The sequence below is a fragment of the Alkalihalobacterium alkalinitrilicum genome (assembly GCF_002019605.1).
Classification (GTDB): Bacteria; Bacillota; Bacilli; order Bacillales; family Bacillaceae_F; genus Alkalihalobacterium; species Alkalihalobacterium alkalinitrilicum.
In genome coordinates this window covers 4,676,817-4,690,742 of record NZ_KV917368.1, presented here as the reverse complement: position 1 = coordinate 4,690,742, position 13,926 = coordinate 4,676,817, and the positions used below count along the sequence as shown (strand labels likewise).

Genomic DNA, 13,926 nt, shown 5'->3' with positions numbered 1-13,926 from the left:
TGAACTATATTTGTTATTTATTTTCAATGGAAACTATTCCAGTTTCTCCTACATCAACATTACCTTCAGTTTGTAAGGTAATTTTTTCTGCTTCTTTTAAGTTAGTGAATACAATAGGCGTTATGATTGAAGAAGCTTTTTCTTGAATTAAATTCAAATCCATTTCTAGGAGTTTTTGACCCGACTTGATCTCATCTCCTTCTTTAACGAATGTTTCGAAGCCTTCTCCATTCATTTTAACTGTGTCGATCCCAACATGAATTAATATTTCATGTCCACTATTCGCAAGGATCCCTATCGCATGTTTTGTCGGAAAAATATTCATGATCTTACCATCTACTGGTGATACAACTTTTCCTTCTGTTGGCTCGATCGCAAACCCATCTCCCATCATTTTCTCTGCAAATACCTTATCTGGTACTTGTGTGATTGGGAGTAACTTTCCTTGAATCGGTGAGACTAGCTCAACTTTCTTTGCTGTTTCAGGTGGCTGTGCATCTGGTGCAACAACTTTCGTTTCATCTACTTCTTGATCATCTAAATCATTCATTACTTCTTTTCCATTGATAAGATCTTTAATTTGTCCTTTCAATGCATCTGATTGAGTACCAAAGATCGCTTGAATATTATTACCCATTTCAAGTACACCTGAAGCACCTAATTTTTTTAATTGTGCACTATCGACTTCACTAGGTTCCTTTACAGATACCCGTAATCTTGTAATGCAAGCGTCTAAAGCTGTAATGTTTTGCTTTCCACCTAGTGCATGTAAGACATTGCTCGCTAATTCCCTTTTCCCACCTTTTGCAACTTCTTCACTCACTTGTTCTTCCTTTGGTTCACGTCCTGGTGTTTTTAAATTCCATTTTCGGATCGCAAAACGAAATCCAAAGTAATAAACAAAACCAAAGGCAATACCAACTGGGATTATTAGCCAAGAGTTTGTTGACAAGCCCCAATATAGTACATAATCGATAAATCCACCCGAGAATGTGAAACCAGCTTTAACCCCAAGTAAATCCATAATGACAAACGAAAAACCTGCAAAGATACAATGGATTAAAAATAATACAGGTGCTACAAATAGAAAAGCAAATTCAATAGGTTCTGTAATACCTGTTAAAAAGCTTGTAAGCGCGGCGGACGCCATAATACCTGCTACCGCTTTTTTACGTTCTGGTCTCGCTTCGTGATAAATGGCTAAGGCTGCCGCTGGAAGCCCGAAGAGCATGAATGGGAATAACCCAGCCATAAATGTACCTGCTGTTGGATCTCCTGCGAAAAATCTCGTCATATCGCCTCTTACTACATCACCTGCCGCATTTGTAAAAGTTCCGAATTCAAACCAAAACGGCTGATAGAAAATATGATGTAACCCAAACGGAATCAGTGCTCTTTGTGTAAAACCGAAGACAAAAGCTGCAACGGTCGTACCTGTTTCCGTTGCCAGATGCGAAAACCAATCAATGACACCTTGGATTGGTGGCCATACGAAGACAAAGATAATCCCTAATAACACTGCTGTAGCAGCCGTAATAATTGGAACAAATCTTTTTCCTGCAAAAAAACCTAAAAACGGTGGTAATTCAATATTATAAAACCGTTTATAAAGTGCTGCTGCTACAAGACCCATAATAATTCCACCGAAGACTCCTGTTTGCAATGTCTCAATTCCTAAAACGGTGACCGTTTCCGCTCCATAATATCCAGCCATTATTCCTAATGTGGTATTCATGACAAGGTAACCAATAACAGCAGCTAACCCTGCAACACCATCACCATCTGCTAACCCAATTGCAACCCCGACCGCAAACAAAAGGGCTAAATTACCAAAGATGACTCCACCCGCTTCCGCCATGATCGGAATATCTAACACATTTTCATGGCCTAGCCCCAATAGTAAACCTGCTGCAGGTAATACTGAAACGGGAGTCATTAATGCGCGACCTACACGCTGTAAAGTTCCAAACGCCTTTTTAAACATCGTGTCACACTCCTTACCATTTGTCCTCATTCTTGTTGTTTGTGTCACTCTTATGAAAAAGCAATCTTTTACATTCTTATCCTTAGTCCTCTCTATATGTTTTGGATCTCGATTTAAAGGTAAAACATTTAAAGCCAAGTACTACATGGAAGGCATCTTCTTAAACTCCTACATAAAAACCCGATTTATCGCCCAGGTTGGCCAAAACCATTGTCTTTTGTATCCTTGATCCTTTTAAAGGAGTAGTTCTTCAGAGCACAAAAAAGACATGAGTGAAAGTGAGCATACGAGTAGATATGGCAAACCTATCGATAGATTGCCCAACTTCTACTACATATACACTTCTTTTACTCATGCCTGATCGAATCAGTAACACGTAAATCGAGTGTTATTATTTATTTTGAGTAAGCCTTTGCAAATGCATCGTTAAATAGACTGCTTCCGCCTCAGCGACGGGTAATTGATAATGATTTTGAATCACTTTTATCAACTTCCAAGCAAGATTATAACATAATGGGTACTCCTGCTTCAATAACTTCACAAATTTATCATTTAATTCAACCGACTCCCGTTGAACAACACGATCGATTACATGTCGAAGGTGAGTTACCAGACGGGAGTATTGAAGAGAATTCTTAGGTAATTGCGTTATTAACTCTGCCTCTATGAGTTCGACAAGCTTTGCAATTAGCTTTGTCCCCTCTTGCATATGAGATATTGGTTTATTATCTAGAGCACTTTGTATGTGTAACGTAACAAAACCAACCTCATCTTTCGGTAAACTTATGTTAAGGCGATCATTAATAAAAGATACGACTTGTTCAGCAACCTGAAATTCCTCTGGATACATCGTCTGCGTTTCCTCTAAAAAAGGATTTGTAATCAAAATACCTTGCTCGAGTCTTCGAATGGCAAAAGCAATGTGATCCGTTAAGGCAATATGAATTCGCTCATTTAACTTTTTATTCAGTTCCGTACGAATGAAAGTAATTGCTTCATTCATTACATCTAGGATAGAGTCATCAATTTGTAATAACAATTGTTTATACTCTTCTTGCTGTTGTTCATCCACAAGCTGGAAAAGTTGGTCTACACTTTCATTATTTATTTGTTCCCCTGTTTTCTTCCCAAAACCAATACCTTTCCCAATAATTACTACTTCAATATCTTTAGGATTGATTGCGATGACAACATTATTATTTAATATTTTTTTGATAAAGTACATACCCCTCATCTAGCAGTTCCTTTCTAAATAGCCTTCGTATGTCATCGTAATCTCCTTCTTCATATTTTTCAAGTATAACGTTTATAAAAGTGAGACAAAATAGGAAGGAAAAATTTAGCTAGCTAGTAGTTTATTCCGTTAATGTGAACATCTTCTATTCATTCGAAGATTTAAAGGAGGATCTTATCCGTGGAATTAGGAACTGCAAAAGTAGAAACTGGAAAGAAAGAAAAAAGTGTAATATGGGACTGGCTGACAACCGTAGACCATAAAAAGATCGGGGTTATGTATTTAATTGCTGGTACCTTTTTCTTTGTTAAGGCTGGTATCATGGCACTCCTTATTCGTATTCAGCTTATGTATCCTGAAAGCTTGTTTATGAGTGGACAAACGTATAATGAAGTGTTAACTATGCATGGAACGTTAATGCTTTTTATTGCAGTCACACCGCTTATTTTAGGATTTATGAATTTTATCGTTCCTCTTCAAATAGGAGCAAGAGATGTTGCATTTCCATTTGTTAATGCCCTAGGGTTTTGGATATTTTTAGCTGGGGCTACTTTAATGAGTTTAACATGGTTTTTTGGAGGTGGTCCTGATGCTGGTTGGACAGCATATGTACCGCTTTCAGGAAGGGATTACGCGGGATTAGGCCTAGATTTTTATGTTCTTGGCTTACAAGTCAGCGGCATTGGTACATTAATTGCTGCCATTAATTTTTTAGTGACAATTATTAATATGCGTGCTCCTGGTATGACTTTAATGCGGATGCCATTATTTGTCTGGACGACATTTGTTGTATCAACGTTAATATTGTTTGCATTTACGCCACTAGCAGCTGGGTTATTACTACTTATGTTAGATCGAATTTTCGGTGCTCAATTTTTTATGCCTGACATGAGCGGAAATGTTATTATTTGGCAACATATTTTTTGGGTATTTGGACATCCAGAAGTATACATTTTAGTTTTACCAGCATTTGGTATTATTTCTGAGGTCATTCCTGCTTTTTCAAGAAAGCGATTATTTGGATATACTACAATGGTGTTTGCAACCATTTTAATTGCTTTTCTTGGCTTTATGGTTTGGGCTCACCACATGTTTACGGTTGGAATGGGCCCGATTGCCAATTCTGTTTTTGCGATTACAACAATGTTAATTGCGGTACCTACTGGAATTAAAATATTTAACTGGTTGTTTACAATGTGGGGCGGTAAGATTACGTTTAATACAGCGATGTTATTTGCTTCCTCTTTCGTACCAACATTTGTACTTGGTGGCGTTACAGGCGTTATGGTTGCAATGGCCCCTGTTGACCATCTATATCATGATACGTATTTTGTCGTAGCCCATTTCCATTATATTATTGTAGGTGGAATCGTATTAGGACTGTTTGCTGGACTCTTCTATTGGTATCCAAAAATGTTCGGACATCGTTTAAATGAAACGCTAGGGAAACTCATGTTTTGGATTTTCTATATTGGTTTCCACCTCACGTTCTTTATTCAACATATTCTTGGTCTTATCGGTATGCCGCGTCGTGTATACACTTTCCTTGGTGACCAAGGTTGGGATGCAATGAATTACATAAGTACGATCGGAACATTCTTTATGTCTTTCGGGGTAATCGTACTTGTCATTAATATCGTATATTCCGCTTATAAAGGAGAACGTGTAGAAAACGGCGACCCTTGGGATGGGAGAACACTGGAGTGGTCGACACCGAACCCAGTGCCTGAATATAATTTTGCACAAACACCACAAGTCCGGTCACTAGATCCTTTATTTTATGAAAAAGTACATGGAAATGGAAAGATTAAAGCTGCAGAACCAGTGCAAGATATTCATATGCCTAACGGATCCATTCTGCCTTTGATTATAGCGATTGGTTTGTTCTTCATAGGGTTTGGATTTATTATGATGAACATGAATGAACCTTGGATTCACCCATTCATTGTGACTGGCGCTGGATTTGTGATAACCTTTGGAGCGATGATTGCACGTTCTGTTAAAGAAGACCATGGTTATTATATTTCGAAAAAAGATATTGAAGCAGAAGAAATGGGATAATAAATCCCCCTTCATGTTCTAAGCGTGAAGGGGGATTATTTTTTTGTTGGATAAATCCTATGTTTCATACCAATACTTAAAAAATTGAATTTTCTACAAAATAAAAAACTCGCCAAATGGCGAGTATCTAAAAAAAGGCTATGGGGATGCCTAATTCATAAATCGACTCCTAGAATCGATTTCATGCATCAATTTTACGTGATAACCCTACTAAAAATAAAAGAGGCTGACCCAAACGTGATGTGTCAAGTTTAGCGTTACCAATACAGCTACGTCAGCAAGTAGTCTATAAAAGTCTAAACAAAGACACATAAGAGTCAACCTCGTTTTAATCAAATCTCGAGTTCACCTAGTCGTATTAACTCGATCACTGCTTGGGAGCGCCCCTTAACTCCAAGCTTTTGCATCGTGTTGGAAATGTGATTGCGAACTGTTTTTTCACTAATGAAAAGCTGCTGAGCAATTTCTTTCGTCGTTTGGTCTTGAACCAATAGCTCAAATACTTCTCGTTCCCTTTTTGTAAGTAAAGGTTTTGGTCCGTATTCTGCTCCTTTCAATGAATTCACCCCTTCTTGCTCAGGCTGTACACCAAAGAGGCTTCAAATAAGAGAATTCCAAACGTTTTATGCAGGTTCAGGTAAACTCTTACAGAAGGTATTTAGTCAAAATATTATATGTACCGTACAGTAACGTTGTGAATTCATATGAGCTAAAAAAGTGCTTATATCTTAACTTTTTTCCTATTCTCATTCATTTTTTCGATAACCGATTGCGCCCATTCGACTGGTTTACCCGTTTGTTTAGAAATTTGAACGATTCTTCCTCTTCCTGTTAAACAAATTTCTCCTTTTTCATTTTTTACCATATAGTGAAGGTCAGCAGACGAATTTCCGATTTGTGGCGCATTTACGTACACCTTTAATTTTTCATCAAAAAATACTTGTTTAATATAATTGCATTGAAGGTCGGCAGTAACTACAATTAAGTCATTTTCTTTAATCATCCAATCCTCCATTAACCCTAACGCTTTAAAATATTCTATGCGTGCTTCCTCAAAACAAACAAAAACTCGGGTATTATTCAAATGCCCAAACGCATCTGTTTCTGAAAAGCGGACTTTTACTGGACAAAAGAATGAAAATGTTTTTTCCCATTCTTCTATATTGTCAATTATGGAATCGTTGACATATTCATAACCTCTACTTTCTAACTTAAAAAAGTATATTGAAATTTTTTACTTTCTTGATATAAGGAATTTTAGCATATTCGAAACGTATTACAAAACGATTAACGTGCCTTTCTTAGCTTTCATCACCTACTATTTATGTATTTCTATTTAAAAGTTGAATAGAAAATATCTGATTTCTAACACCTGTGGATAATCGGGTTTCTATCGAGTTACTTTCGTTAATTACAATTGAAAACAAATATAAAAAAACGACTCTCTATTTTCAGAGAGTCGTTTCTGTTTTAGTAGATTTTTAATAACTACCAAAGAAGTTTTTGAATGACTGAATTGTCGTTGAACGGTTAAGAGCAGCGATAGAAGTCGTTAATGGAATTCCTTTAGGGCATGACTGTACACAGTTTTGTGAGTTACCACAATTCGCTAGTCCACCGTCTCCCATAATCGTTTCAAGACGCTCTTCTTTGTTCATTTCTCCAGTTGGATGAGCATTGAATAGACGTACTTGAGATAGTGGTGCTGGTCCAATAAAGTCAGCTTTACTATTTACGTTAGGACATGCTTCTAAACATACTCCACATGTCATACATTTTGAAAGTTCATACGCCCACTGACGCTTTGTTTCAGGCATACGCGGTCCAGGACCTAGATCATACGTACCATCGATAGGAATCCAAGCTTTTACTTTCTTCAACGAGTCGAACATGCGACTACGGTCGATCACTAAGTCACGAACAACAGGGAATGTTTTCATTGGTTCCACACGGATTGGTTGCTCTAATTGATCAACAAGCGCTGTACAAGATTGACGAGGCTTGCCGTTAATTACCATTGAACATGCTCCACATACTTCTTCCAAACAATTCATTTCCCAGTTAACTGGTGTTGTATTATCCCCTTTAGAATTGACTGGATTACGGCGAATTTCCATAAGAGCCGAAATAACATTCATATTTGGACGGTATGGAACTTCAAACTCCTCTGTATAAGGTGCGCTGTTTGGATCCTCTTGACGAGTTACGATAAATTTTACTAATTTGTTTTCACTCATGATTTAGCAGCTCCTTGCTTCTTCGACGTATAGTCACGTTTACGTGGTGGAATTAATGATACGTCAATATCTTCATAATGGAATTCAGGCTTTCCAGTTGAAGCATTGTACTTAGCCATTGTTGTTTTCATGAATTCTTCATCGTTACGTTCAGGGAACTCAGGCTTAAAGTGTGCTCCACGACTTTCGTTACGATTGTAAGCTCCTAGTGTAATCACACGAGCAAGATTTAACATTCCATTTAACTGACGAGTAAATGAAGCTCCTTGGTTACTCCACTTCGCAGTATCAACGATATTAATATTTTTATAACGTTCCATTAATTCTTGAATTTTCTCATCTGTTTTTAATAACTTATCATTATGACGAACAACTGTTACGTTATCAGTCATCCATTCACCTAGCTCTTTATGAAGAACATATGCATTTTCTTTACCATCCATTTTTAGGATGTTATCATAGCGTTCTTGCTCTTTCTTCTTCTCTGCATCAAATACGCTTGAAGAAACCGCATCCGCAGATTTTTCTAAGCCTTTAATATATTCAACAGCATTAGGGCCTGCTACCATACCACCATAAATAGCTGATAATAGGGAGTTAGCTCCTAAACGGTTTGCACCATGCTGAGAATAATCACATTCACCCGCTGCAAATAATCCAGGGATATTTGTCATTTGGTTGTAATCTACCCACATTCCACCCATTGAATAGTGAACCGCAGGGAAGATTTTCATAGGGACTTTACGTGGGTCGTCTCCCATGAACTTTTCATAAATTTCAATAATACCACCAAGTTTAATGTCGAGTTCTTTTGGATCTTTGTGAGAAAGATCTAAATATACCATGTTTTCGCCATTGATACCTAGTTTCTGCTCTACACAGACATCAAAGATTTCACGTGTAGCAATATCACGTGGAACTAGGTTACCGTATGCAGGATATTTCTCTTCTAAGAAATACCATGGTTTACCGTCTTTATACGTCCAAACTCGTCCACCTTCACCACGTGCCGACTCACTCATTAAGCGAAGTTTGTCATCGCCAGGGATTGCTGTTGGATGAATTTGAATGAACTCACCGTTTGAATAGTATACACCTTGCTCATATAAAGAAGCTGCAGCATATCCTGTATTAATAACAGAGTTTGTAGATTTACCAAAGATAATTCCAGGTCCACCTGTAGCCATAATTACTGCATCCGCTGCAAAGTGATGAATTTCCATCGTCTTTAAATCTTGTGCAGTAATCCCACGACAGACACCCTCGTCATCCGTAATAGCTGAAAGGAATTCCCAGCCTTCATATTTTGTAACAAGACCAGCAACTTCCCAACGTCGTACTTGCTCATCTAGTGCATATAATAACTGTTGACCAGTTGTTGCACCTGAAAATGCCGTACGGTGATGCTGTGTACCACCAAAACGACGGAAATCTAGTAAACCTTCTGGTGTACGGTTAAACATTACCCCCATACGGTCCATTAAGTGAATAATTCCAGGCGCTGCTTCACACATTGCTTTTACAGGAGGTTGGTTTGCTAAGAAGTCCCCACCGTAAACTGTATCATCAAAGTGCTCCCACGGAGAGTCACCTTCACCTTTTGTATTTACAGCACCATTAATACCACCTTGAGCACATACGGAGTGAGAGCGTTTAACCGGAACTAATGAAATTAGATCGACTGGTACGCCTGCTTCCGCTGCTTTAATGGTTGCCATTAATCCGGCTAAGCCACCACCGACAACAATAACTCTTCCTTTACTCATTATCACTCACTCCTTAAATGTTTGCTAATTCTGGATTAATAAATGCTAAGATTGCACGAACACCAACCCATGTTAGGGCTACGAAAATACCAATTGTTACGTAAGTTGAGATAACTTGCGAACGAGGAGTAACTGTGATACCCCAAGATACGGCAAACGACCATAACCCATTCGCAAAGTGGAAAATAGTAGCGATAACACCAACAAAATAAAACACTAACATAAATGGACTACTTAAAATATCAGCCATCATATTATAGTTAACTTCTGCTCCGAAAGCAGCTTGAATTCGAGTCTCATATACGTGCCATACAACGAAAATCAATGTGATAACCCCTGTAACACGTTGTAATAAGAACATCCAGTTACGGAAAAAACCGTAATGACTCACATTATTTCTTGCTTGAAAAGCAATATAAAGTCCATAGATTGCATGATAAAGTAATGGAATAAAAATGATAAAAATTTCTAAGAAATAACGAAATGGAAGACTCTCCATAAAATGAGATGCTTGATTAAAAGCACTTGCACCTCTTGTAGCAAAATGGTTAACAACTAAATGTTGGATTAAAAAAATTCCAACTGGAATAACACCCAATAACGAGTGTAGCTTCCGGTTCATAAACTCTCGATTACCAGCCATACTAATGTCCCCCCACAAATTTTTTTGACTTTTAGCAACTTGTCCTATAATTATCTCTTTTCTGTCCGCTTATAATGCTGTACCTCCCTACTTTGACTTATGTAAAGCATTAATAAGTAAAATATGAAACTTTAGTAAAGTTTCTGTGAATAAATTGCGACAAATTTATTGTACTCCCATCGACTTGCATCGTCAAGAAAACGTATACAGGTTATATTCAAAAAATTCACTTTTATTTAAAATTCCATAATAGTAGATTACATTTTTAGTAGAAAAAATACGAATAACAGCTATGAGACAATACGGTTTCCCACCGTATTGTCTCACATTTCACCCTATTTGTGATATAAAATAAGAAAATAGACATAAATTTCTATTCATACAATGTTATGGTTTTTCTAATTTTTTTCTTGTCGAATTATGTTACCCAATAATAATCCGTTCTGTTGGATATTTATAATGACTTTTCGTTTCTTTACGACGGATAGAGAATAAAAAGGCAATTAACCCAACCCGTCCTATAAACATTAAAATCATGAGTATAAATTGACTTGCAAAATTTAAGTCAGCTGTTATCCCCATTGAAAGGCCACACGTTCCGAACGCAGATGCCGTTTCAAATATAATCGCCATTAATGGAATGTTATTCCCACTTTCAAAAGCTGCGATAAGAATGACAGCACTGAATAATAATAAGATAAATACACTTAACACAATAAATGCTTTTTGGCGATCTTCTGGGTGAATTTGTCTACCAAAAACTTTTACATCGGTTTTACCTAAAGCAAAACTCCAAATGGTCAAAAACATAACGGCTAATGTAGTTGTACGAATTCCACCACCAACTGAAGATGGACTCGCCCCTATTATCATCAACCCTGAAATGAATAATAACGTCGCTAAACTTAGGTCAGATACATCCATCGTTGCTAAACCACCACTTCTAGCTGTGGCTGAATTAAAAACAGAATAAAATAATTGCTGATGCCAAGTTAAACCTTCATAAAAATGGCCTGCTTCAAGTAACCATATACCGACCACTCCGATTAAAAACACAGCAAAATATGTTGTTGTTGTAATTTTCGTAAACAAGCTAAACTTAAAATTAGGGTTTTCCTTTGAGAAATATTCTCTTACTTCCATTAGGACTGGAAAACCAATCGCACCCGCAAAAATTAGTAAAATGACAACCAATTGAACATAGTAGTCATTAGCAAACGGAATTAAAGACTGCCCTGTAATATCAAATCCCGCATTTGTAAATGCGCTTAACGATGCAAATGCCCCTTGATAGTAAGCTTCACCAACCGTATCAAAGTAGCGAATATAATATGTACCTAATATAACAGCTCCAATTAATTCAATAATTAAAGCAACAAATAAAATTCCCCTCATTAAATTAACGAGACCAGAAAATGTATTTTGGTTTTGGTCAACCATGATAAGCATACGTTGGGATAGAATAATTTTTTTTCCAAATAGCATCCATACAAACGTTCCTAACGTCATTATACCGATTCCACCTAATTGAATCGCAAGAGCTAAAAATAAAATGCCAATATAACTATATGTTTCTGATACATTTACTACCGTTAAACCCGTTACACTAACCGCACTAACAGAAGTAAATAATGCTTCAGAAAAGGTAAGCTTTACGCCAGATTGTTGGGAAATCGGTAGAAACAAAAGAATACTAAAAAGTACCATTGCAATGATATAGGATAATAATATAATTCGAAAAGGAGTAAGAAACTGGTTTAGTGCTAATTTCATAAATTTACCTCCATGTTCATTCGCGGTTTAGTATACCATGATCAAAAATAGAAAGTAAATTTAAAATCCAACAAATAGAACATAGAGAAAAACAAATTGAGTGATTATAATAAATGATTAGAGAGGGGTTTACATAAATGAAAATAAATGAACAGACCTTATTAAATAGTGATCAAGTTGTTCCCTTACTTGGGCACCATATCATTCGAAATATTCTTATGGATGACTTATTAGGTAAAGATCATGAAAGTATTTTGTACTGGGCTGGAAAAAGTATCGCTAGAAAATATCAACAAGAAAGCCTAGAAGATATCATTGACTTTTTTACAAAAGTAGGATGGGGAAATCTTACTGTACTAAAAGAAAAGAAAGATGAAATCAACTTTCAACTCGTTTCTCCATATCATAACGAAAAGTTAGCTGTGACGTATCAATTAGAAGCTGGTTTTTTAGCTGAACAATATGAATATAAAAAGAAGCTAATAACAGAAGCTATCGTCCAAGAAAAAAAAGATAAAGCACTTATTACGCTAAAGTGGGATAGAAAAGACCCTATCGAATAGAAAAGTTTAATAACCCCACTTTATCTAATTTCATTAGATAAAGTGGGGCATTCATATATTCGTGCTTTTCTAGCTACTTCCGCATCATTATTTAAATCATTACTTCTAGTTCATCTAATTGAAAAGCACGATGAAGTGCTTCAACTGCAGGTACCATAACACCTTCTTCAACTAAAGCGGACACTTTGATTTCAGATGTACTTACCATTTTAATTAAAATTTCATGTTCAGCTAAAATTTTAAACATTTGCGCTGCTACACCAGGATTTGAAATCATCCCAGAACCGATAATCGACACTTTGGCCAAATCCCCTTCATGTACTACTTCTTCAAATTGAAGTTCCTCTTGGTGCTTTTTCAGTACAGATAAAGTCTCTTCTAACGATGAGCGACTCGTCGAAAACGAAACACTTGATTTTTGTTCAGCAATTTGATTTTGTATAATAATATCTACATTAATTCCATGGTTTGATAATAATGTAAACACGTCGGACAATGTTCCTATTTCGTTTGGTAAACCTGAAACTGTAATTTTCGTTACGTCATTTTCAAATGCAATTCCACGGACGACTAAATTTTGTTCCATTGAAACTTCCTCCTCGATTAAGGTTCCTACTTCTTCAACTATACTTGAAGCAACCATTAGCTTCACTTGATAATTTTTTGCAAACTCGACAGCTCTCGGATGTAAAACACCCGCACCTAAGTTAGCCATTTCTAACATTTCATCATAAGAAATTGAATGTAACTTTCTAGCTTCATCAATATAACGAGGGTCTGTCGTATATACCCCTGTTACATCCGTATAAATATCACATCGTTCTGCTTTCAATGCTGCGGCTAACGCAACGGCTGTCGTATCCGAACCGCCTCTGCCTAGCGTCGTAATTTCTCCATGTTCTGAAGATCCTTGAAATCCAGCGACAATAACCACATTCCCTAAAGAAAGCTGAGTTTCCATTTTCTCAGTTTGGATATCGATAATCCGAGCGCTTCCGTGGTTTTCTTCTGTTACAATACCAGCTTGCCACCCGGTCATTGAAATAGCTCCTAGTCCTCTTTGTTGAAGAGCCATAGCTAATAAAGAAATGGTCACTTGCTCCCCTGTTGTTAACAGCATATCCATTTCACGTTTACTCGGCTTGTCTGATATTTCAGATGCTAACGTCACTAATTGATCCGTTGTTTTACCCATCGCAGACACTACGACAACAACTTGATTTCCTTGTTCTACCGTCTTTGCCACACGGCCAGCAACATGCTCGATTCGTTCTACAGAACCAACCGATGTCCCACCGTATTTTTGTACTATAATTGACATGTTTTTCATCCTTTCATTTAGGGAGAAAGAAAACAAAAAAAGCAACAGAAAAGGATAAGTCCTCACCGTTGCTTGGAATACCAGAAGGTAATAGTTGTTCCCTTGCTCCGTGAGATAGTTCTCCACACAACTTTTGGGTTGGTTGCGTGACAGCCCTGCACTTGTTCAATACAGGTCCAGCATTAAGAGCGATGTAACTCTCAACACTTCGGCGAATTCCCCTTTCTGCAAAGGTCTTTGAACTCATCACCCTCACTTTGCTTACTATTGGTTTTCGCACCTCTACCACCACTTCAATTAATTAGAAGTTCGGTATATTTAGTTGTTCTTATTCTAGCAGAATA

11 protein-coding genes and 1 riboswitch are annotated in these 13,926 nt (G+C 37.0%); of the genes, 2 read left to right on the top strand and 9 right to left on the bottom strand.

Going from position 1 to position 13,926, the window contains the following annotated elements:
- Positions 1 to 13: 13 nt before the first annotated feature.
- Positions 14 to 1,984 carry a glucose-specific PTS transporter subunit IIBC gene (gene ptsG / locus BK574_RS22665; protein WP_078430180.1) on the bottom strand — a complete coding sequence of 657 codons (1,971 nt, stop codon included), beginning with the start codon at positions 1,982 to 1,984 and terminating at the stop codon, positions 14 to 16.
- A 391-nt stretch (positions 1,985 to 2,375) separates the two neighbouring features.
- On the bottom strand, positions 2,376 to 3,218 hold the full coding sequence (gene glcT / locus BK574_RS22660) for a glucose PTS transporter transcription antiterminator GlcT (protein WP_078430179.1): 843 nt from the start codon (positions 3,216 to 3,218) through the stop codon (positions 2,376 to 2,378).
- Positions 3,219 to 3,398: 180 nt separating this feature from the next.
- Between glcT and ctaD the strand changes: the two genes are divergently transcribed.
- Positions 3,399 to 5,279, top strand: coding sequence for a cytochrome c oxidase subunit I (ctaD, locus tag BK574_RS22655; RefSeq protein ID WP_142248018.1), 1,881 nt, complete (start codon positions 3,399 to 3,401; stop codon positions 5,277 to 5,279).
- Positions 5,280 to 5,611: 332 nt separating this feature from the next.
- On the opposite strand, the gene BK574_RS22650 is transcribed toward ctaD, so the two are convergent.
- The 6 genes from BK574_RS22650 to BK574_RS22625 all read right to left on the bottom strand — a co-directional run bounded on the left by BK574_RS22650 (position 5,612) and on the right by BK574_RS22625 (position 11,698).
- Positions 5,612 to 5,836 carry a helix-turn-helix domain-containing protein gene (locus BK574_RS22650; RefSeq protein ID WP_075388289.1) on the bottom strand — a complete coding sequence of 75 codons (225 nt, stop codon included), beginning with the start codon at positions 5,834 to 5,836 and terminating at the stop codon, positions 5,612 to 5,614.
- A gap of 164 nt (positions 5,837 to 6,000) precedes the next feature.
- Positions 6,001 to 6,504: an acyl-CoA thioesterase gene (locus tag BK574_RS22645; protein WP_078430177.1), complete on the bottom strand. Its 504-nt coding sequence runs from the start codon at positions 6,502 to 6,504 to the stop codon at positions 6,001 to 6,003.
- Positions 6,505 to 6,760: 256 nt separating this feature from the next.
- On the bottom strand, positions 6,761 to 7,516 hold the full coding sequence (sdhB, locus tag BK574_RS22640; RefSeq protein WP_075388291.1) for a succinate dehydrogenase iron-sulfur subunit: 756 nt from the start codon (positions 7,514 to 7,516) through the stop codon (positions 6,761 to 6,763).
- On the bottom strand, positions 7,513 to 9,282 hold the full coding sequence (gene sdhA / locus BK574_RS22635) for a succinate dehydrogenase flavoprotein subunit (RefSeq protein ID WP_078430176.1): 1,770 nt from the start codon (positions 9,280 to 9,282) through the stop codon (positions 7,513 to 7,515). Before sdhA ends, sdhB begins: the two co-directional genes overlap by 4 nt.
- A gap of 13 nt (positions 9,283 to 9,295) precedes the next feature.
- Positions 9,296 to 9,925 (bottom strand): succinate dehydrogenase cytochrome b558 subunit, encoded by a 630-nt coding sequence (locus tag BK574_RS22630; protein WP_075388293.1) that lies wholly within the window; start codon positions 9,923 to 9,925, stop codon positions 9,296 to 9,298.
- Positions 9,926 to 10,348: 423 nt separating this feature from the next.
- Positions 10,349 to 11,698 carry a TrkH family potassium uptake protein gene (locus BK574_RS22625; protein WP_078430175.1) on the bottom strand — a complete coding sequence of 450 codons (1,350 nt, stop codon included), beginning with the start codon at positions 11,696 to 11,698 and terminating at the stop codon, positions 10,349 to 10,351.
- Between the two features lie 137 nt (positions 11,699 to 11,835).
- Between BK574_RS22625 and BK574_RS22620 the strand changes: the two genes are divergently transcribed.
- Positions 11,836 to 12,261, top strand: coding sequence for a YslB family protein (locus tag BK574_RS22620; RefSeq protein WP_078430174.1), 426 nt, complete (start codon positions 11,836 to 11,838; stop codon positions 12,259 to 12,261).
- Between the two features lie 91 nt (positions 12,262 to 12,352).
- Here the strand turns inward: BK574_RS22620 and BK574_RS22615 are convergent, their stop codons facing one another.
- Positions 12,353 to 13,582: an aspartate kinase gene (locus tag BK574_RS22615; protein ID WP_078430173.1), complete on the bottom strand. Its 1,230-nt coding sequence runs from the start codon at positions 13,580 to 13,582 to the stop codon at positions 12,353 to 12,355.
- Positions 13,583 to 13,689: 107 nt separating this feature from the next.
- A riboswitch (Lysine riboswitch) is annotated at positions 13,690 to 13,875 on the bottom strand.
- Positions 13,876 to 13,926 lie beyond the last annotated feature (51 nt).

What these genes read in the sequence shown, in the direction of transcription:
- ptsG (WP_078430180.1), bottom strand. Translation starts at nt 1,984, where the DNA reads ATGTTTAAAAAGGCGTTTGGAACTTTACAGCGTGTAGGTCGCGCATTA.
- glcT (WP_078430179.1), bottom strand. Translation starts at nt 3,218, where the DNA reads ATGAGGGGTATGTACTTTATCAAAAAAATATTAAATAATAATGTTGTC.
- sdhB (WP_075388291.1), bottom strand. Translation starts at nt 7,516, where the DNA reads ATGAGTGAAAACAAATTAGTAAAATTTATCGTAACTCGTCAAGAGGAT.
- sdhA (WP_078430176.1), bottom strand. Translation starts at nt 9,282, where the DNA reads ATGAGTAAAGGAAGAGTTATTGTTGTCGGTGGTGGCTTAGCCGGATTA.
- BK574_RS22630 (WP_075388293.1), bottom strand. Translation starts at nt 9,925, where the DNA reads ATGGCTGGTAATCGAGAGTTTATGAACCGGAAGCTACACTCGTTATTG.
- BK574_RS22625 (WP_078430175.1), bottom strand. Translation starts at nt 11,698, where the DNA reads ATGAAATTAGCACTAAACCAGTTTCTTACTCCTTTTCGAATTATATTA.
- BK574_RS22620 (WP_078430174.1), top strand. Translation starts at nt 11,836, where the DNA reads ATGAAAATAAATGAACAGACCTTATTAAATAGTGATCAAGTTGTTCCC.
- BK574_RS22615 (WP_078430173.1), bottom strand. Translation starts at nt 13,582, where the DNA reads ATGTCAATTATAGTACAAAAATACGGTGGGACATCGGTTGGTTCTGTA.